The organism is Dyadobacter alkalitolerans DSM 23607, assembly GCF_000428845.1.
In the GTDB taxonomy this organism is placed as follows: Bacteria; Bacteroidota; Bacteroidia; order Cytophagales; family Spirosomataceae; genus Dyadobacter; species Dyadobacter alkalitolerans.
Window position 1 is genome coordinate 329,205 of record NZ_AUAS01000001.1, and the last position, 18,740, is coordinate 347,944.

Below are 18,740 nucleotides of genomic sequence, written 5' to 3' on the forward strand. Positions count from 1 at the left end.
CCTATGTGCCTAAATAATAACGATATAGCACCCAATCCTTCGCATTTTGAAGACAGCGAAGAGACGGCAACGCCTGCACACCGCGACATCGCCTGGAACGACTACAAAGATTTGATCAAAGGAATGCGCTTTTTTGACCCGCATATCCACATGGTTTCGCGGACAACCGACGATTACCAGGCGATGCATCAGGCCGGCATTGTGGCATTGATCGAGCCTGCATTCTGGGTTGGGCAGCCGCGTACGGGGCTTTCGAGCTTTAAGGATTATTACAGCAGCCTGGTGGGCTGGGAAAGGTTCCGCTCGTCGCAATTCGGCATTAAACATTATTGCACGATGGGGCTTAACTCCCGGGAGGCGAACAATGAGCCGCTGGCTGAGCAGGTGATGGAAATTCTGCCCTTATACATTTACAAAGAAGGCGTCGTAGGCGTGGGCGAAATTGGTTTTGACGACCAGACGCCCGCCGAAGAAAAATATTACCGTTTGCAGCTGGAACTTGCAAAAAAAGCCAAGCTTCCAGTTCAGATCCACACGCCGCACCGCGACAAGAAAAAAGGAACGGAACGCAGCATGGCCATTGCATTGGAACACGGCATCGACCCTTCGTGGGTGATCGTGGACCATAATAACGAAGAGACGGTCAAAAGTGTGCTGGACCAAGGTTTTTGGGCGGCATTTACCATTTATCCTTTTACCAAAATGGGCAATGAGCGCATGGTAAAAGTGGTGGAACAATATGGTCCTGAGCGCATTATGGTCAATTCGGCGGCCGACTGGGGCATTTCAGATCCGCTGGCCATTCCTAAGACGGCTGCATTGATGAAAATGCGTGGCATTTCAGATGAAACAATTCGCCTGGTTACTTACCAAAATGCAATTGATGCATTTGGCAAAAGCGGACAGATCGATGTGACTGATTTTGAGTCGGGTTATGCCATTGACCATACTGAAAAGTTTCATGGAAACAGCATTTTGAGAGGCGGACAGCAACCTGTGCCGGCCAAAGATTCATTAGTTATCAATTAAAGTGAGCAGCATAAAACCCTATCTGCAGCTAACCCGTCCTGCTAATGTTGTAACCGCATTCACCGACATTTTTGCGGGAATGGCCATTGTACAATTTACTTTTTCAGATTACAACCCTGCCCTGCTGCTCATTTCAACCATGGGTTTGTACGGCGGCGGCGTGGTGATGAACGATGTTTTCGACGCCAAGCTCGATGCTGTCGAGCGTCCCGAGCGTCCTATCCCGAGCGGGAAAGTGCCGCTGAGATCAGCGACGATGATGGGTTTAACATTGCTTTTCCTTGGCGTGCTCGCTGCTACAATGTTCAGTGCATTAAGCGGGATGATCGCCATTGTGGTGGCATTGCTAACCGTGATTTACAACCGTTTTGCGAAGCACAGCCGGATTTTAGGACCATTAACAATGGGCATGTGCCGTGGTGGCAACCTGATTTTAGGCATGAGTGTACTACCCGAATCGCTGCAGCAATGGTCCTGGATTGCCATTTTTCCCATCTTATACATTGGTGCCATCACGCTGATCAGCCAGGATGAGGTGCACGGCGGCAAAAAAACGACGCTTTACATTGCGGCACTTCTATATATAGTTGTGCTGTTTGCCCAGTTAAAATTTGCTAATGAACACGGCAACCTGCTGTACACATTACCTTTTATATTCTTACATGCCTGGCTCATATTCAGGCCCTTATGGAATGCAATGCAAAATCCCGTCGGGCCGTTAATTGGTAAGGCAGTGAAGGCGGGCGTTATTTCTCTTATAGTGATGAATGCTTCGTGGTGCGTTGCCTTTGGGCTTTGGCCGCTGGCATTGCTGGTTTTGGCGTTATTGCCCTTATCGATGCTTTTAGCAAAGGTTTTTGCGGTAACTTAGTGTTAAAAATTTCTTTTTTGCGTGTTCAATGTCGATTTCAATGCAAACCATACAACAGCGTTTCCAGGTAGAATACAATTATTCTGTATTCTTTACCGAAAATTTATTTGATACCAAAAACCCTTTGCTTCAAGACTTTTTCAACGAATACACCGAGCAGGGCTTCCAGCGCAAGGCGTTAGTGATTGTGGACGAGGGGTTTGCTCAATATCATCCCGATTTATCCAACCAGATCCAGTCCTATTTTGCTGCATCGGTTTCTCATATCCAGCTTGCCCCGGAAATCATTATCGTGCCCGGCGGTGAAGCTTGTAAAAATGATCCGGCCCTTTTCGACAGCCTTGTCGAAGCGGTTGACACTTATGGCATTGACAGACACTCGTTTATCATTGGCATAGGAGGCGGCGCGGTGCTGGATCTGGTCGGTTACGCAGCCGCTGTTTCACACAGGGGCATTAAACTGATCCGCATCCCGACAACGGTTTTATCTCAAAACGATTCCGGTGTTGGCGTTAAAAACAGCATCAATTCCCGTGGCAAAAAGAACTTCCTGGGCACATTTGCGCCTCCGGTTGCCGTATTCAACGATCTGACTTTATTAAGAACGCTGGATGACCGCGACTGGCGCGGTGGCGTTTCGGAAGCGATCAAGGTTGCATTGATTAAGGACGCTTCGTTTTTTGAATGGATAGAAGAACACACTTCCGCATTGGCAAACCGCGATGAGGCAGCTATGGCTTATCTGATCCATCGCTGCGCAGAAATGCACACCGACCATATCGCAGGCGGCGATCCTTTCGAATTCGGTTCCTCGCGGCCACTTGATTTCGGTCATTGGGCAGCGCATAAGCTTGAATTTCTGACTGGTTTTCAGGTGCGGCACGGAGAAGCGGTGGCGATTGGCATTGCGCTGGATTGTGTTTATGCTGCCAAAATCGGGAAGCTGTCAGAAACAGAACTGAACCGCATCCTGGATGTTCTGGGAAAATTAGGTTTTGACCTTTTTCATCCAAAACTGTCTGAAAACGATAAAATAAACCTGCGTAATGGCCTGAACGAGTTCCGTGAGCATTTGGGGGGAAGGCTTACCATTATGCTTTTGGAAAAAATAGGAAAGGGTGTCGAAGTTCATGAGCTGGATGCCGACATTATCGCACAATCGGTTGATTATCTGGAAGGAACAAAAATCATTCATGCATTATGATCACGCCTTATGGACATTTAACGTATTGCAGCAACATTCATCCCGGTGAAAAATGGGCTGACCATTTTAAATCGCTGCAAGACAACATTCCATACATCAGGGAGCAACTGGCGCCCGGGCAGTCGTTTGGCCTTGGCCTTCGCGTTGCGAATGAAGCGTCTGTGGAACTGAGCAAGCCGGAGGTTTTGCAGGAATTCAAAAACTGGCTGAAAGAACAGGATGTGTATGTTTTTGTGATCAACGGCTTTCCTTATGGCGGCTTCCATAACACCGTGGTGAAGGACAATGTGCATACACCCGACTGGACAACGACGGATCGGTTGAACTATACAATCCGTCTTTTTAATATTCTTTCCGAATTGCTTCCGGAAGGAATGCATGGAGGAGTTTCTACGCCACCGCTGTCTTACCGCTTGTGGTGGACAACGATGGAGGAAAATATCAATGCTACCGAGCAGGCAACCGATCACATTCTGCAATTGCTGGACGAGCTGATCAAAATTGAAAAAACAACCGGCAAGCTGCTGCATCTCGACATTGAACCGGAGCCTGATGGCATTCTGGACAACGCGGTTGATTTCGTAAAATGGTATCGAGATGTGCTTTTACCAAGAGGAACTGCTTATCTATCAAACAAATACAATGTAACTTCCGAGGAAGGCAGGGACATTATCTTAAAGCACATTCAGCTTTGCTACGACATTTGTCATGCAGCGGTGGGTTATGAAAATCCCGAAGAAATCCTGGCTTCGCTTGATGAGGTCGGAATTCAGGTGGGCAGGATCCAGGTGAGTTCGGCTTTGAAGGTTAATTTTTCAAATGAAAAGGAGATCAAGCTCAAAGCGATTGAAACATTCGACGAGCCCGTTTACCTGCATCAGGTTGTGGCTTTGAATGAAGACGAAACGAAAACCCATTATCCTGACCTGAAAGAAGCATTAACGGACTGGAATGATAAGCAGAAGGAATGGCGCGTCCATTTCCACGTTCCGCTTTTTATCCATTCCTATGGCGTGCTGGAATCGACACAGGGCGATATCATTAAAACACTTGCTATTCACCGGGAAAAGCCTTTTTCGTCATTTTTGGAAGTTGAGACCTACACCTGGGGCGTTTTGCCGGAAGATATGCAGAAACCCATTGGCGATTCAATCGTCCGTGAAATTGAATGGGTGAAGAAAATACTTAGTTATGAATAAAACAGTCGTTATTGACATCGTAGGTTTAAGTGCAAACCTGATCGGTGAACATACTCCGTTCCTTGCCAAATATTTAAAGAACAGACATTTAACTCCGATTAAGCCAGTTCTTCCTGCCGTCACGACCACATCTCAAAGCACTTACATTACAGGTAAATGGCCCGCTGAAAACGGGATCGTGGGGAATGGCTGGTATGACCGTGAGGATTCGGAAATTAAGTTCTGGAAACAGTCCAACAAGCTTGTAAAAGGGGAAAAGATCTGGGATGCGGCCAAAAAGCTGGATCCTAATTTCACTTGCGCGAAGATGTTTTGGTGGTATAATATGTACTCAACCGCCGATTTTTCGGTAACACCGCGCCCGCAATATCACGCAGATGGCGTGAAGGCGCCCGATTGTTACGCCTACCCGCCCGAAATGCGGGATGAGCTGCAAAAAGATCTGGGTCAATTTCCGCTCTTTAATTTCTGGGGGCCTAATGCCAACATTAAGTCTACAAAATGGATCGCAGACTCGTCCATGTGGGTCGAAAAGAAGCATAATCCCACATTAACGCTGATTTACCTGCCGCACCTCGATTATTGTTTACAGAAATTCGGGCCTGACTTTTCCAAAATCAGCAACGAGCTGAAAGAGATCGACGACGTGGTTGCGGAGCTGATCCAGTTTTACGAAGCACGCAATGCCAAGATCATTTTGCTTTCGGAATATGGCATCAATCCGGTGAGCAACCCGATCCATATCAACCGGATTTTAAGAAATGAAGGCTTGATTTCGGTTCGGACGGAACGCTGGTATGAATTGCTGGACGCGGGAATTTCCAAAGCATTTGCTACTGCGGATCACCAGATTGCGCATGTATATTTGAATGATGAGTCAGTGAAAGATCAGGTTATCAATGCATTGAAGAAAGTCCCGGGCATTGATCTGATTTTAGATAGAGAAGCACAAAAAGCATATCACATCGACCACGAACGCGCTGGCGACCTGGTTGTTATGGCCAAACCCGACAGTTGGTTTACCTATTACTACTGGCTGGACGACGCCAAGGCGCCGGATTACGCGCATTTGGTAGATATTCACCGGAAGCCTGGCTATGATCCTGTGGAAATGTTTATGGACCCGAAAAACCCACTGATCAAGCTGCGTGCCGGATATAAGTTAGCACGTAAATTAATGGGTTTTAGATATTTAATGGACGTCATCCCGCTTGACGCAACATTGGTAAAAGGCTCTCACGGAAGCATTCATGTCCCCAAAGAATATTATCCGATCCTGGTTACGGATTCTGCTCCCGAAAAATCCGAGATCGAAGCAGTGGACGTTTACAATGTAATCTGGAAGCATCTGACTTAAAACACTTTGCTGAAACAAATAAAGGCTCATAACGTTGTTAAATAAAACTTCAACGTCATGAGCCTTTATTCTTTTCCAATATTCTTCCTTCTGTTACTAGGCGTCACAACCACTTCCTGTTCCAAGGATAAGGACATTACAGAGGACCCCGGCACAATCGAAAACGCCGATACGACCCTTAAAACCAAAGATGCGTTCCCTGCCTTGAAATTTGTAGATCCGGTGGATATGAAGCAGATTCCCGGAGATAGCACCCGTTTTTTCGTTGTTGAGCAGTCGGGCGTTATCAGGGTTTTTCAAAACAATGCGACTGTTTCAAGCAGCGCTGTTTTTCTAGATATAAAAAACAAAGTGCAGGATGGCGGAGAACGTGGCCTGCTCGGGCTAGCTTTCCATCCGGATTTCAAGACCAACGGCTTCTTTTATCTTAATTACACGGCCGGAAATCCTTTAAAAACCGTCATAGCACGTTACAAAGCCTCCACAGCCGCAGCTGAACGCGCCGATCCTTCCAGCGAAACGGTTCTTTTTACATTTAACCAGCCCTATGATAACCACAATGGCGGCTCGATGCAATTTGGTAAGGATGGCTTTTTATACATTGCCACAGGCGATGGCGGCAGCGGCGGTGATCCGCAAAATAATGCGCAAAATCGCAAATCCATGCTGGGAAAAATCCTTCGTGTGGATGTTAACGGGACCGGAAAAGGCAATTATGGCATTCCTGCAGATAACCCCTATCCAGTAGGGAATAATGATGGTTTCCTGCCTGAAATATATGCTTATGGCCTGCGGAATCCCTGGCGGATCAGCTTTGATATGGATAATAGTCGCCTTTTTGCGGGGGATGTAGGACAGAACAAGCGCGAAGAAATTGACATCATTACCAAAGGTGGAAATTACGGCTGGAAGCTTAAAGAAGGTGTGGATTGCTACGAGCCTTCATCCAATTGCAATGGACAGGGCCTCATCGAACCGATCCATGATTATGTCCAAAGCAATGGCGACAGGTCCATTACCGGAGGCTACGTTTATCGGGGAAAATCTATTAAAAGCTTGGCTGGCAAGTACATATATGGTGATTTTGCCACCGGAAGAATCTGGGCGCTGGAACTGGATGGTGACAAAAAGAAGAGCAATGCCATGCTGTTTGAAAGCAAAGGCGCTATTTCTTCCTTTGCGCAAGATCTGAGCGGTGAGGTTTACTATCTGAATTATGGTGAAGGCAAGATAATGAAGCTGGTTAACGGAAATTTAAATTGAAAGTTTAAGCGGTCATTCTATCTTTGCGGGATATTCGACAAGACTTTCCAGGTTTCAAACCCTGGGAAGTCTTTTAACTTAAACGAAACAAAATGTCTAAGGTTCTGATCATTGGTGCAGGTGGGGTTGGAAGTGTTGTAGCCCATAAATGTGCGCTGAACAGCAATGTTTTTACGGAAATTATGCTGGCCAGCCGTACCAAATCGAAGTGCGATAAAATCGCTGCTGAAATTCAGGAAATGCACGGTGTCACCATTCAAACGGCACAAGTTGATGCAGATATCGTCGCAGAAACAGTGCTTTTGATCAAACGTTTTCAACCAAAGTTACTGATCAATGTTGCTTTGCCTTATCAGGATCTGACGATTATGGAGGCATGTCTGGCAACGGGTGTACATTATCTGGACACAGCCAATTATGAGCCCAAGGACGTTGCCAAATTTGAATATAGCTGGCAATGGGCTTATCAGGAAAGATTTAAAGAGGCAGGTTTAATGGCTGTTTTGGGCTGCGGCTTCGACCCGGGCGTAACGCAGGTTTTCACCGCGTATGCCAATAAACATCATTTCGATGAAATGCATTACCTGGATATCATCGACTGTAATGCAGGTGATCATGGGAAAGCATTTGCTACAAATTTCAATCCGGAGATCAACATTCGTGAAATTACCCAGCCAGGCCGTTATTGGGAAAATGGTGAGTGGATTGAAATTCCTGCCATGTCCATTCACAAGCCTATCGAATATCCCGGGATCGGACCAAAGGAAAGTTATGTGCTTTACCACGAAGAACTGGAATCCCTTGTAAAAAACTTTCCGACATTGAAGCGCGCGCGTTTCTGGATGACATTCGGACAAGCTTACATTACGCATTTAAATGTGCTCGAAAATGTGGGTATGACCAGCATTAAGCCTATCAAATTCAACGGAATGGACATTGTTCCGCTGGAATTTTTGAAAGCTGTGCTTCCCGCTCCGGATTCGTTGGGAGAAAATTATTCAGGACAAACATCCATCGGCTGTCAGATTAAAGGCATCGAAGGTGGTGAAGAAAAAACCTACTACGTTTGGAACAACTGCGACCACGCCGAATGCTATCGTGAAGTACGCGCACAAGCAGTAAGTTACACAACCGGCGTCCCAGCCATGATCGGCGCAATGTTGATGCTGACCAACGGGGAATGGATGAAGCCAGGCGTTTATAATGTAGAAGAGCTTAACCCGGATCCATTTATGGACTTGCTAAACCAGCATGGGTTGCCTTGGAATGAGCGGATTAATGTTCCGCTGCCGCATGAGTATTAAATTAATATCCCCTGTCAGCCTGAGCGGAGTCGAAGGCACGCTACTCCTTGGTAACGTGCCTTCGACTCCGCTCAGGCTGACAGGGGTTGTTGACTTTTCAGCTTTCCACTCTACCCTTCCATAGTAATCATCGCCCTGGTACAAACCCCTCCTACCGGAGGATTGAACTTGGAGACTTTGACTGTGATGTTTGACACAACCGGGTAATGTTCCCTTATTTTTTCGATTACTGTAAAACCGATGTGTTCCAGCAGCTTGGCTGGTTCTTTCATTACTTTGGAAGCGATTTGGTAGATCGTTTCGTAGTTGACTGTTTCGCTTAGCTTATCTTCTTGTGCAGCCTTGATAAAATCGGCTGTGATGATGATATCTAGTGCATATTTATTTCCAATTCGTTGCTCCTCAGGATAATAGCCGTGGTATGCAAAGAACTCCAGACCTTCAAGGCTTATTGTTCCCAATGTATTCTAGATTTGATCAAAAAATGAACCTCCGGTTTTCTTCGGCTGGTTTTCAGGAACGCGTGGACGGTTGACCGGCGTGTTTTCTCTAACCCGCTCGTTTTCCCTTACTCGCTCCGTTCTGTTTAGCTCCGCTTCGCGCTCGCGTGCCGTGCGCTGCAGTTCAGCCAATGCTGCTGCCGAGTCCTCAGCTGCGGTTCTTGGCTCTTCTTTTAATCGGTATGCAATTTCTTCTTCAACAGGCTCCGGTTCGGAGAAAGCTTCCGACTCTACTTCAACGATTTCATTCAACATTTCCGGTTCCTCATCTTCATAGGCTATCTGCGGAACAAATGTTTCTTCTTCATCAACAACCACTTCTTCTTCCGCATCAACAACTTCTAATAAAACCTCAGGTTTATCATCATGCAAAACCACTTCCGCCTCAGCATCTGACAATTCTTCCAATTCTGGAACAACTCTTGGCTCCGTGATGAACGAAGCTTTCTTAGGAATTTCAATTTCAGAAATATGCTGCTTGATCTCTTCCATTTTATTCAAAACGGACTGCTTATCATATTTCTGCTCAAACCTTTCCACCGTTTCAATGGTGTTATTCGCCAGCGACGAAAGCTGCACAATCAGGTTATCCCTGAAATTCTCTATTGCACGGAAATCGCGTTCCTGCAACTTCACTTCGGCAGCAAAATCTTCTTTGAAACGTTTCAGCCTGTCCTCCGTTTCGCGGATGATCAGGTTCGTCCTGTTTTCGGCTTCGCTTACCAGATCATTGGCAGTTGTCCGGGATTCTTCAATTCGTTTTTCAGCATTTTCATTTGCTTCTTTTTCAATCAGCTTGCTGGTGTCTTCTGCCGCTTTTAATGTTCTGAACAGCGTAGATTCAATGTCTTTTAGCTTGCTAAGCTCCTTCTCAGCATATTCAAGCTGCATTTTCAAAAGACTGTTTTCGCTTGAAAAACGCTCCCATTCCTGGGACAACGAATTAAGAAAAGCATCTACTTCGTCCGGGTCATAACCTCTGAAAATCTTTTCAAAAGTGTGCTTGCGTATGTCTATAGCGGAAATTTTCATGATGCAATCTATGCTTTGTTACTTAGTTAAAAACGGTCGTGTAAGTTAAAGATATATGGATCATTTTTCAAAGTATTTACCAATAATCCCATATTATAAGTATACTATTCAGCCACTTCCCAAACCGAAATCATTCGGTCGTCGCTGCATGAAATCAACTGGTTTTCATAGCTCGTCCAGAGCAGTTTGTTAACCGAAGTCCCATGCCCTGCATGCCTGGCACGATCAATGATCTTTTTGAGTTTAAAAGTAACAGCATCCCAAACCTTTACCGATTTGTCCATGCTGCAGGAGGCGAATAATGTGCGGTCGGGGCTGAAACTAATGTCGTTGACCGCATATAAATGTGCCGGAATGTCTAAAACCATCCCATAGGCATCATTTACGTCCCATATTTTGATGTGTGCGTCCCGGCCCGTTGTAAACAGATATTTGCCGTCCGGTGAATACTTAACGGAAAATACTGAGTTACCATGCGATTGGATCGTCTTTTTTAACACAAAGCCGTCTAAATCGAAGATATTGACATTAAAATCGCTGTCACCGACCGCAAATTCCCGTGTTTCATGGTTAATCGCAATGGTGCGGATGCTCTTTTCGGAAACCTTAATGTGCTTCTGAACCGCGAAAGAAGCAATGTCCATGACCACAATTACACCGTCGCCCAATGCAATCAATGCTTTGTTATCAAAAAACTGAATGTCAAAAATAGGCGCTGTGGTGATCTTTGAGGTTTTTTCAATCTTGTTTTCAGCAATGTCGAGCACCTGGATGCCTTCGTAGTTTTGCCCGATCCAAAGTGCATTGTTTTCTTTTTCAAGACCTAATGCATATACCGAAACACCCACGCGGGCGACGAGATTTCCCAGATCGGGTTTATTAAGATCCCATTGGATTACAAAACCATCGCCGCCAGCAGAGTAAAAGCCATGAGAAGTGTTGTCAGAAATAATTGTATAAACACTGTCTCTATGACCGGAAAAAGTATCTACTTTGCGAATGTTCATGCTTTGCTTGCGATAGGGATTGAGCGTCAAAAATAGAAATTGTAAACAGAATAATTATGCCGCTCGTTCATTCCGAAATGATCGAAGAGTCAAGTACACTGCTGCTTTGGAAGCTTACCGAAACCGAAACGGAGCTCAAAGAAACGCTGGGTTATGCCTATAATGCGGATGAACTTTCAGCGATCACGCATCCGCAAAAATTGCGTGAGTGGCTGGCCAGCAGGCTGCTGATCAAGATTATTGCTGAACAATTTGATATTAATTACATCGGGACTTACAAGGATGAGCACGGCAAGGCATTCCTGATCGATAACGATTCGCACATTTCCATCACCCATACCAACGATTTTGTTGCCGTTGCCATTAATCCGCCTGCGGCTGTGGGCATTGATATGGAGAAAATGGACGCGAAGCTGCAGCGCACTTCCAAAAAATATCTATCTCAACCGGAATTTGAGCATGCCGGCGATGAAATTGCACTCCTATGCATGTATTGGTGTGCAAAAGAGGCGCTATATAAGTTATACGGCAAGAAAAAGGTCAGTTTCAAAGATTCCATATTTATAGAACCTTTTGACAAAGACGCATTACTATTGAAGGGCAGGCTGACAGATCTGGGCAGGGATATTGAGGCCAATATCACTGTCAGGTGGTTTGATCAACATTGCCTGGCGATTGCATTATAGCCTATAATTCAGGCATATCGTCCAATGTTGACTTCAGGATCTTCTCAATTTCCTTTATTTTATCCTGCTCACTCGTTTTTTCGTAAGATAAAATCAAGTTACGCAACACCCGCTGCACGATTTCGAGGTTTGTACAAGGCTGGTAAAATATTTCCTTCGACTTAATGTTGAGCTGCGCGATATAATGGTCAATGTCTGTTTTGGAAAAAATAATTCCCCTGTTAAAGACATTGATATAAAACTGCGTCTTGTCGTTTTTGTAAGTCAGCACGAAAAGATTCGGCAGGTTCACGCCATAAACGGGCATTCCCAGCCTTCTGGCTATTAAAAGGTAGATCACGCACAATGTGATCGGGTTTCCCCTCCGGCTTTCCAGCACAACATTGACCATGGAATTGGAAGGCGAATGAAAATTCTTGGTGTTCGCCGCAAAGTTCATCACCCCAAAAAAGATGCTGTTAATACGCTTGATTTGGTCCACAGCATTCATTTCTTCCTGAAACTGGATCCATATGTCGTAATAAAGCTGTTCAATCGTGGTCCGGAGTTTTTCCATGGAAAGATCCGGATAATGGTAAGTCGAAATGATCCACATTCCTTCCAGCAAATCCAGCGCACCGCCATTTTTCCACGATTGCAAGCGTTCAATCATGATGCTCAGCTGCAATTCGTGGATCAGTTCTTCTATTTTACGCTGCACAATCGGGTTGAAGCTTTCCTCCCACTCGGTTTCGAGAAATGGTATGACATTGCCACCCAACGACAAGATTTTCCCCTCCACATGCTGGCTCACTTCATGATCTTCGTCATCAAGCAAGGATATCAGTGCTTTAATTTCTCTCTGGTTCATTTTCCTCAAATCTGCATTTAACAACCAACGGATAAATAAAAACATTTTTTTTTTATGGACATCAAATTTTCTACTTTTGCCCGGAAAAAAAGCTGGCTAACGGAGCAGATTTCGAATGTTCAGCTTCTATTTTTCCATCATCTATACCACAATATTTTATTAAATTAAGCAAAGAGCACATGAAAATTCTTGTTACGGGAGGAGCCGGCTTTATTGGTTCTCACACTGTTGTTGAGCTAGATAAAGCAGGATTTGAGCCAGTCATCGTCGACAATCTCTACAATTCAAATCTCGGCGTTCTGGAAGGGATAAAAAAAATTACCGGCAAGGATTTTCCGTTTTATGAAATCGATTGCAATGATTCTGAAAAGATCAAGGCGCTGTTTGAAAAAGAGAAATTTGACGGCATCATTCACTTTGCAGCTTACAAGGCCGTTGGCGAGTCGGTTGAAAAGCCGCTTAATTATTACGAAAACAACCTGATTTCCCTGCTTGTTCTATTGCGTGCGGCTCAGGAATTTAAAGTGCCCAATTTCGTATTCTCTTCATCGTGTACAGTTTACGGTCAGCCAGATGCGATCCCGGTAACCGAAAACACGCCCCGCAAGCCTGCCAATTCACCTTACGGTAATACCAAAGCGATCGGAGAAGACATTATCCGTGATTATGTGTATGCCAAATCCGGTGTAAAAGCAATCTCACTTCGTTATTTCAATCCCATCGGCGCACACGAATCATCCCTGATCGGCGAGCTTCCGAATGGCGTTCCAAGCAATCTGGTGCCATTTATCACGCAAACTGCCGCCGGACTTCGCAAGTCACTTACGGTTTTTGGAAATGATTACGACACGGCGGACGGAACTTGCATCCGCGATTTTATCCATGTTGTGGATCTTGCAAAAGCACACGTGAAAGCACTTGAACTTTTGGGTGAACAACAGGAAACAGACTACTATGATGTCTTCAATGTTGGAACTGGCGAAGGTTACACGGTTCTTGATCTGATCAACACATTTGAAGAAGTGAATGGTGTGAAACTGAATTATACTATCGGGCCGCGCCGCGAAGGAGATGTTGAAAAAATCTACGCGCAGTCTGATAAAGTGAATAATGTAATGAAATGGCATGCCGAAAAAACCATGGCGGATGCTTTGAAAGACGCATGGAATTGGCAACTAAAAATAACAGCTCAACAATGAAAAAGATCTTAATCACAGGTGGTGCAGGTTTTATTGGTTCACACGTAGTGCGCCGTTTTGTAAACTTTCATCCCGATTATCATATATACAACCTCGACGCCCTCACCTACGCGGGTAACCTTGAAAATATAAAAGACATTGAGAACGCGCCTAACTACACATTTGTAAAGGGCGACATTGTTGATGCTGAATTCATTGACAAACTGATTAGTGAAAATGATTTTCATGGCATCGTTCACTTAGCGGCTGAATCGCACGTGGACCGTTCTATTTCCGATCCAATGTCGTTTGTAATGACCAATGTGGTAGGAACGGTGAACCTTTTGAACGCTGCTAAAAAAGCATGGAAAGATGATTTCTCTGGCCGTCGTTTTTACCATGTTTCTACGGATGAAGTTTATGGTGAACTGCACGATCCGGGCACATTCTTTACTGAAACAACAAGTTACGATCCGCGTTCGCCTTATTCGGCCTCGAAGGCTTCTTCGGACCATTTTGTAAGGGCTTACCACAATACTTATAAATTGCCGGTTGTTATTTCCAATTGCTCCAACAACTACGGACCAAACCATTTCCCAGAGAAGCTGATCCCGCTGATGATCCACAACATTATCCAGCAAAAACCACTTCCTGTTTATGGAAAAGGCGAAAATATCCGCGATTGGCTTTTTGTAGAAGACCATGCCATTGCCATTGACGTGATTTTCCACGATGGCAAAAACGGCGAAACCTACAACATCGGCGGCCATAATGAGTGGAAAAACCTCGACCTTGTCTTGTTGCTTTGCAGCATTATGGACCAAAAACTGGGCCGTGAAAAAGGGGAAACCGAAAAACTGATCACTTACGTGACAGACCGCGCCGGCCATGACCTGCGCTATGCGATCGACGCAACCAAACTTTCTAACGAACTTGGCTGGAAACCTTCGCTGCAATTCGAAGAAGGACTGGAAAGAACGGTAGATTGGTATCTGAACAACCAGGAATGGCTCAATAACGTCACTTCGGGCAATTACCAGAAATATTACACCGAAATGTATTCGGACAGATAGTTCACCCAGACGCGTAGTCAGCAGGGACAACTCATTAATTTACGCTTACCAACGATCTCATAATGAAAGGAATTATTCTGGCCGGTGGATCCGGGACTAGGTTGCACCCATTGACATTGGCAGTTAGTAAACAGCTTATGCCTGTTTATGATAAACCAATGATATACTATCCGTTATCGATTTTAATGTTGGCGGGGATCCGTGAAATACTGATTATTTCAACACCTCACGATCTGCCGCATTTTGAGAAATTATTAGGAGATGGCAGCCGCCTGGGTTGCGAATTTACCTATGCCGTGCAGCCAAGCCCCGACGGACTTGCTCAGGCATTCATTATCGGTGAAGATTTTATTGGAAATGATAAAGTTGCCCTGATCCTGGGCGACAACATATTTTACGGTTCAGGGCTTTCCCAGCTGCTGCAATCCAACAATGACCCGGATGGGGGCGTGATTTTCGCTTATCAGGTGCATGACCCTGAGCGTTATGGCGTTGTGGAATTTGATAAGTCCAATAATGTGCTTTCTATTGAAGAAAAACCTGAGGCACCTAAATCCAATTACGCGGTTCCGGGCCTTTATTTCTATGATAATGATGTGGTGGAGATCGCCAAAACGATCCCTCCTTCCCCACGCGGCGAGCTGGAAATTACAGACGTAAACCGGGTTTACCTGGAACGCGGCAAACTTAAAGTGGGCGTTTTAAACCGTGGAACTGCGTGGCTTGATACGGGCACATTCCAGTCGCTGATGCAAGCCGGACAGTTCGTTCAGGTAATCGAAGAGCGCCAGGGCTTGAAGGTAGGCTGCATTGAGGAGATCGCTTACAGGATGGGCTTTATCAATGCAGAACAATTGCGTGAAATCGCCAAACCATTGGTAAAAAGTGGTTATGGAACCTATTTGGAACGCATCGTTGCCAATGTCTGATTTGACTGGCACATTGCGTTTAGTCAAGCATTAAGATAAAAATGAAGTTTCTGGCAGAGGAAATTGAGGCGTATTCCGTAGCACATACGGAGGATGAGAGTGCATTGCTGAAGTCTTTGAATCGGGAGACGCATGCAAACATTCTTAACCCGCGTATGCTGTCCGGGCACCTTCAAGGCAGATTTTTGTCGATGATATCCCGGATGATCCGTCCGGACAACATTCTCGAGATCGGTACTTATACGGGATATTCTGCGTTATGTCTTTGCGAAGGACTGAATGCAGGCGGTAAACTGATCACCATCGACATTAATGAAGAGCTGGAAACTTTCACGCGCCGCTTTTTCGCCCATTCTCCTTTCGCCGATTTTATTGATTATCAGATCGGTAAAGCAACCGACATTATACCAACACTGAACGGGACCTTTGACCTGATCTTTATTGACGCCGACAAGATCAACTACACGAATTACTTTAATCTTTGCATAGAAAAAGTGCGTACTGGAGGTTTTTTAATTGCCGATAACGTTCTTTGGAGCGGCAAGGTAATTCAGGACGATATCAAAATTGACAAGGATACCCAAGCGTTACTGGACTTCAACAAAATGGTTCACGACGACGGCCGCGTTTCCAACATTCTGCTTCCTATCCGGGATGGGTTGATGATTCTCCAGAAATTATAATTCACAAAACACATTCAGCCAAGCATTTACAATTTATGGCCAGGACTTTCATGAATAACATCAAGTACATTACAGTTGCCTGGATGCTGCTGCTTATTGCCAACAGCAACGTCATTGCCCAAGCTTACCCGGAGATTCCTTCCAGCATTTCGTTTGGTGGAATTAATGTTAAGCTGGACAGGAGTGCCCAGGACATTATTGAAGAAGATGTAAAAAACCTGATGTCCAATAAGAAGTTTTGGGAAGAAAAAATGGACCGCGCCGTGCTTCATTTTCCTATTGTCGAGGGCATATTAATGGATGAAGAAGTTCCTATTGACTTCAAATATCTGGCCGTTCAGGAAAGTTCTTTCCGCCCGGACGTTGTGTCTTCTTCCAACGCGGTGGGTTACTGGCAATTCAAGCCGGAGACGGCGAGGGAGTTGAATCTGCGGGTTGATAATGATGTAGATGAAAGAAAAAACATCAGCGCTTCCACACACGCGGCAGCCTGGTATCTGAAAAAGAATAATCAGCAATTTAATAACTGGGTTACAACACTTTACTCCTATTATCAGGGAGCAGGCGGTGTAAAAAAGGTGGTTCCGGCCGACTGGGCGTATGCTCGGGAAGTGACATTGACTGGTAAAACGGACCGCTATATGCTGCGGTTTTTTGCACATAAAATCGCGTTGGAAGCTGGTATTGAGAAACATAAAACAGCTAACAAACTGGTGCTTCTCGAAGCGGATTATGGCAAGGGTAAAACACTCGATGATATTTCTGCATCATTGGGCGTCTCTTCTGCCGATCTAAAAAGTTTCAACAGGTGGCTGACGGACGATAAAATCCCCAACGACCGCCAATATCTGGTAACGATCCCGGTCCCGGCCGATCAGCTTGCTTCCGTTCGTGAAAAATTATCATTGCCGCCTCAGCAAACCGCTGTTGCGTCTGTTTACGAGGATACCGGCTATCCTGTTTTGAAAAAAATGCCTGCAAATTCATCTGATCCTAATGGTCCGGATCTGTATGAAATCAATGGTTTAGCAGGAGCCCAGGCACGTGCCGGTGATAAGCCCAAAACATTGGCAAAAGCGGGCAGAATGAGCGCACCTAAGTTTATGCGCTTCAATGATATGGTTGCCGAAATGCAGCTGATTCCTGGTCAGGTTTATTATTTGGCTAAAAAACACAAAAAAGCATCCACACCATTTCACACAGCAAGACCTGGCGACACCTGGCACAGCGTATCCCAGCAATACGGTATCCGTTTGGTAAGCCTTTTAAAATACAACCGCACAACAAGCCGCAACTATCCGATCCAGACCGGGCAGGTTTTGTTTTTGACCAAAAAGAGACCTAAAAAACAGGCGATAGAGATTATTGCACCGCCACAACCATCACCTGGCAAAAAGGATTCGGTTATTGCTAAAAAAGAGGATGTTATCGCCGCCGCGCCAGCAGCTAATACCAATGTAATTCCTGACAAACCATCGGGACGGAGAAAATATACGCCTGTGTTGGTTGAAAAGAAAGAAGAAACGGCCAGCGCACCAGCCACAGTGAATCCTCCGGTAACGAATGCACCGGTTGCAGCTGCCACGCCTGCTGCTGCCAACATTCAAACGAATCCATCCGTAAAAACAGCTACAAATGTTCCTGCATCGGTTCCTACTGAGCCGGTGAGCCAGCAAGCGGGTGATCGCGTTGTAATTATCACGCAGGACAATGCGGATACGTCTTTCAAATCGGCCGAGGAACGGCCTGTGGCAACTTCCTCGTCTCCTTCCAAAGTGGTTACACCCAACGATACGCGTGCTACTTCCGAAACTTCGGTATATATGAAACAAAGGGCTGCGGCAGAGGAAAGAGCTGCGAAAGAAGCCGCTGCAGAGCCTAAAACGGCTGCACCGGAAAAGCTGGCTGCGACAGAAAAAGCTTCGTTCCATACTGTGCAATCGGGCGATACGTATTTTAGCATTGCCAGCAAATACAACCTGACATTAAGAGAGCTCATCGCTTTGAATAAAAATACACCGGGCAGATTGGTCGTTGGCCAGCGGCTCAATGTAAGCAAGGGGGCGCCTACGGAAACAGCGAGCGCTGCGCCAGCAAAAGAAACGCCGGCCAGAACCAACCAGGAGCCTGAAAAAATCACAGTGGTTCGCACCGAGCCTGCTGAAACATTCAAAACACCCGAAGAAATCAAGCACGAAACCCGCACAGCGGCCAGTTCAGGAAGTGAATACCATGTGGTGCAGGGCGGACAAACCTATTACAGCATTTCCAAGGCTTACGGCTTGTCTGTGAAAGAATTATATGATCTTAATGATCTGAGTGGCGCTTCTCCATTGAAGTCAGGACAGCGTTTGAGAGTCAGAAGAATGGATTCAGAAGCGCCTGCTGCTGCTGCCCCGTCGTCAGGCTCGCGCTCCTCGGGAACACAAACGCATACCGTGGCTGCCGGTGAAACGCTCTTCCGCATTTCCCAAACTTACCACACAAACGTGGAAGACATTAAGCGATTAAACAATATGTCGGGAAACAGTGTTATGGTGGGACAAAAGCTAAAAATCCCGCAACAATAATTGAT

Annotated in this window: 17 protein-coding genes; 13 read left to right on the forward strand and 4 right to left on the reverse strand. The window is 45.6% G+C overall.

Annotation, left to right across the window (positions count from 1 at the left end; all coding sequences use genetic code 11):
• Positions 1 to 3 precede the first annotated feature (3 nt).
• The 7 genes from G395_RS0101450 (at position 4) to G395_RS0101480 (ending at position 8,227) form a co-directional block, all read left to right on the forward strand.
• Positions 4 to 1,029: a TatD family hydrolase gene (locus G395_RS0101450; protein ID WP_026628424.1), complete on the forward strand. Its 1,026-nt coding sequence runs from the start codon at positions 4 to 6 to the stop codon at positions 1,027 to 1,029.
• Position 1,030: 1 nt separating this feature from the next.
• Positions 1,031 to 1,900, forward strand: a complete 870-nt coding sequence (gene eboC, locus G395_RS0101455; protein ID WP_026628425.1) for a UbiA-like protein EboC — start codon at positions 1,031 to 1,033, stop codon at positions 1,898 to 1,900.
• 40 nt (positions 1,901 to 1,940) lie between these two features.
• Positions 1,941 to 3,104 (forward strand): 3-dehydroquinate synthase, encoded by a 1,164-nt coding sequence (locus G395_RS0101460; RefSeq protein ID WP_026628426.1) that lies wholly within the window; start codon positions 1,941 to 1,943, stop codon positions 3,102 to 3,104.
• Positions 3,101 to 4,303 carry a metabolite traffic protein EboE gene (gene eboE, locus G395_RS0101465; protein ID WP_026628427.1) on the forward strand — a complete coding sequence of 401 codons (1,203 nt, stop codon included), beginning with the start codon at positions 3,101 to 3,103 and terminating at the stop codon, positions 4,301 to 4,303. The genes G395_RS0101460 and eboE overlap by 4 nt, the downstream gene beginning before the upstream one ends.
• Positions 4,296 to 5,660 carry an alkaline phosphatase family protein gene (locus G395_RS0101470; RefSeq protein WP_026628428.1) on the forward strand — a complete coding sequence of 455 codons (1,365 nt, stop codon included), beginning with the start codon at positions 4,296 to 4,298 and terminating at the stop codon, positions 5,658 to 5,660. The genes eboE and G395_RS0101470 overlap by 8 nt, the downstream gene beginning before the upstream one ends.
• A 57-nt stretch (positions 5,661 to 5,717) precedes the next feature.
• Positions 5,718 to 6,923 carry a PQQ-dependent sugar dehydrogenase gene (locus G395_RS0101475; RefSeq protein WP_051349920.1) on the forward strand — a complete coding sequence of 402 codons (1,206 nt, stop codon included), beginning with the start codon at positions 5,718 to 5,720 and terminating at the stop codon, positions 6,921 to 6,923.
• 92 nt (positions 6,924 to 7,015) lie between these two features.
• Positions 7,016 to 8,227 carry a saccharopine dehydrogenase family protein gene (locus G395_RS0101480; RefSeq protein WP_026628430.1) on the forward strand — a complete coding sequence of 404 codons (1,212 nt, stop codon included), beginning with the start codon at positions 7,016 to 7,018 and terminating at the stop codon, positions 8,225 to 8,227.
• 110 nt (positions 8,228 to 8,337) lie between these two features.
• On the opposite strand, the gene folB is transcribed toward G395_RS0101480, so the two are convergent.
• The 3 genes from folB to G395_RS0101495 all read right to left on the reverse strand — a co-directional run bounded on the left by folB (position 8,338) and on the right by G395_RS0101495 (position 10,766).
• A complete protein-coding gene (folB, locus tag G395_RS0101485; protein ID WP_026628431.1) occupies positions 8,338 to 8,688 on the reverse strand; it encodes a dihydroneopterin aldolase in 351 nt (116 codons plus the stop codon).
• A 6-nt stretch (positions 8,689 to 8,694) separates the two neighbouring features.
• Positions 8,695 to 9,759 carry a DivIVA domain-containing protein gene (locus G395_RS0101490; RefSeq protein WP_026628432.1) on the reverse strand — a complete coding sequence of 355 codons (1,065 nt, stop codon included), beginning with the start codon at positions 9,757 to 9,759 and terminating at the stop codon, positions 8,695 to 8,697.
• Between the two features lie 104 nt (positions 9,760 to 9,863).
• A complete protein-coding gene (locus G395_RS0101495) occupies positions 9,864 to 10,766 on the reverse strand; it encodes a WD40 repeat domain-containing protein (RefSeq protein WP_026628433.1) in 903 nt (300 codons plus the stop codon).
• Between the two features lie 56 nt (positions 10,767 to 10,822).
• Here G395_RS0101495 and G395_RS0101500 point away from each other — a divergent pair, with 56 nt between their 5' ends.
• Entirely contained in the window at positions 10,823 to 11,452 is a 630-nt protein-coding gene (locus G395_RS0101500; RefSeq protein ID WP_026628434.1) for a 4'-phosphopantetheinyl transferase family protein, read from the forward strand.
• A 1-nt stretch (position 11,453) separates the two neighbouring features.
• On the opposite strand, the gene G395_RS0101505 is transcribed toward G395_RS0101500, so the two are convergent.
• Positions 11,454 to 12,302: a transglutaminase-like domain-containing protein gene (locus tag G395_RS0101505; RefSeq protein WP_026628435.1), complete on the reverse strand. Its 849-nt coding sequence runs from the start codon at positions 12,300 to 12,302 to the stop codon at positions 11,454 to 11,456.
• A gap of 179 nt (positions 12,303 to 12,481) precedes the next feature.
• On the opposite strand from G395_RS0101505, the gene galE reads away from it, so the two are divergent.
• The 5 genes from galE (at position 12,482) to G395_RS0101535 (ending at position 18,735) form a co-directional block, all read left to right on the forward strand.
• Positions 12,482 to 13,501 carry a UDP-glucose 4-epimerase GalE gene (gene galE, locus G395_RS0101515; RefSeq protein ID WP_026628436.1) on the forward strand — a complete coding sequence of 340 codons (1,020 nt, stop codon included), beginning with the start codon at positions 12,482 to 12,484 and terminating at the stop codon, positions 13,499 to 13,501.
• Positions 13,498 to 14,553 carry a dTDP-glucose 4,6-dehydratase gene (gene rfbB, locus G395_RS0101520; protein WP_026628437.1) on the forward strand — a complete coding sequence of 352 codons (1,056 nt, stop codon included), beginning with the start codon at positions 13,498 to 13,500 and terminating at the stop codon, positions 14,551 to 14,553. Before galE ends, rfbB begins: the two co-directional genes overlap by 4 nt.
• Positions 14,554 to 14,615: 62 nt before the next feature.
• A complete protein-coding gene (gene rfbA, locus G395_RS0101525; RefSeq protein WP_026628438.1) occupies positions 14,616 to 15,482 on the forward strand; it encodes a glucose-1-phosphate thymidylyltransferase RfbA in 867 nt (288 codons plus the stop codon).
• A 41-nt stretch (positions 15,483 to 15,523) separates the two neighbouring features.
• Positions 15,524 to 16,165, forward strand: coding sequence for an O-methyltransferase (locus G395_RS0101530; protein WP_026628439.1), 642 nt, complete (start codon positions 15,524 to 15,526; stop codon positions 16,163 to 16,165).
• Between the two features lie 50 nt (positions 16,166 to 16,215).
• Positions 16,216 to 18,735 (forward strand): LysM peptidoglycan-binding domain-containing protein, encoded by a 2,520-nt coding sequence (locus G395_RS0101535; protein ID WP_229203908.1) that lies wholly within the window; start codon positions 16,216 to 16,218, stop codon positions 18,733 to 18,735.
• Positions 18,736 to 18,740 lie beyond the last annotated feature (5 nt).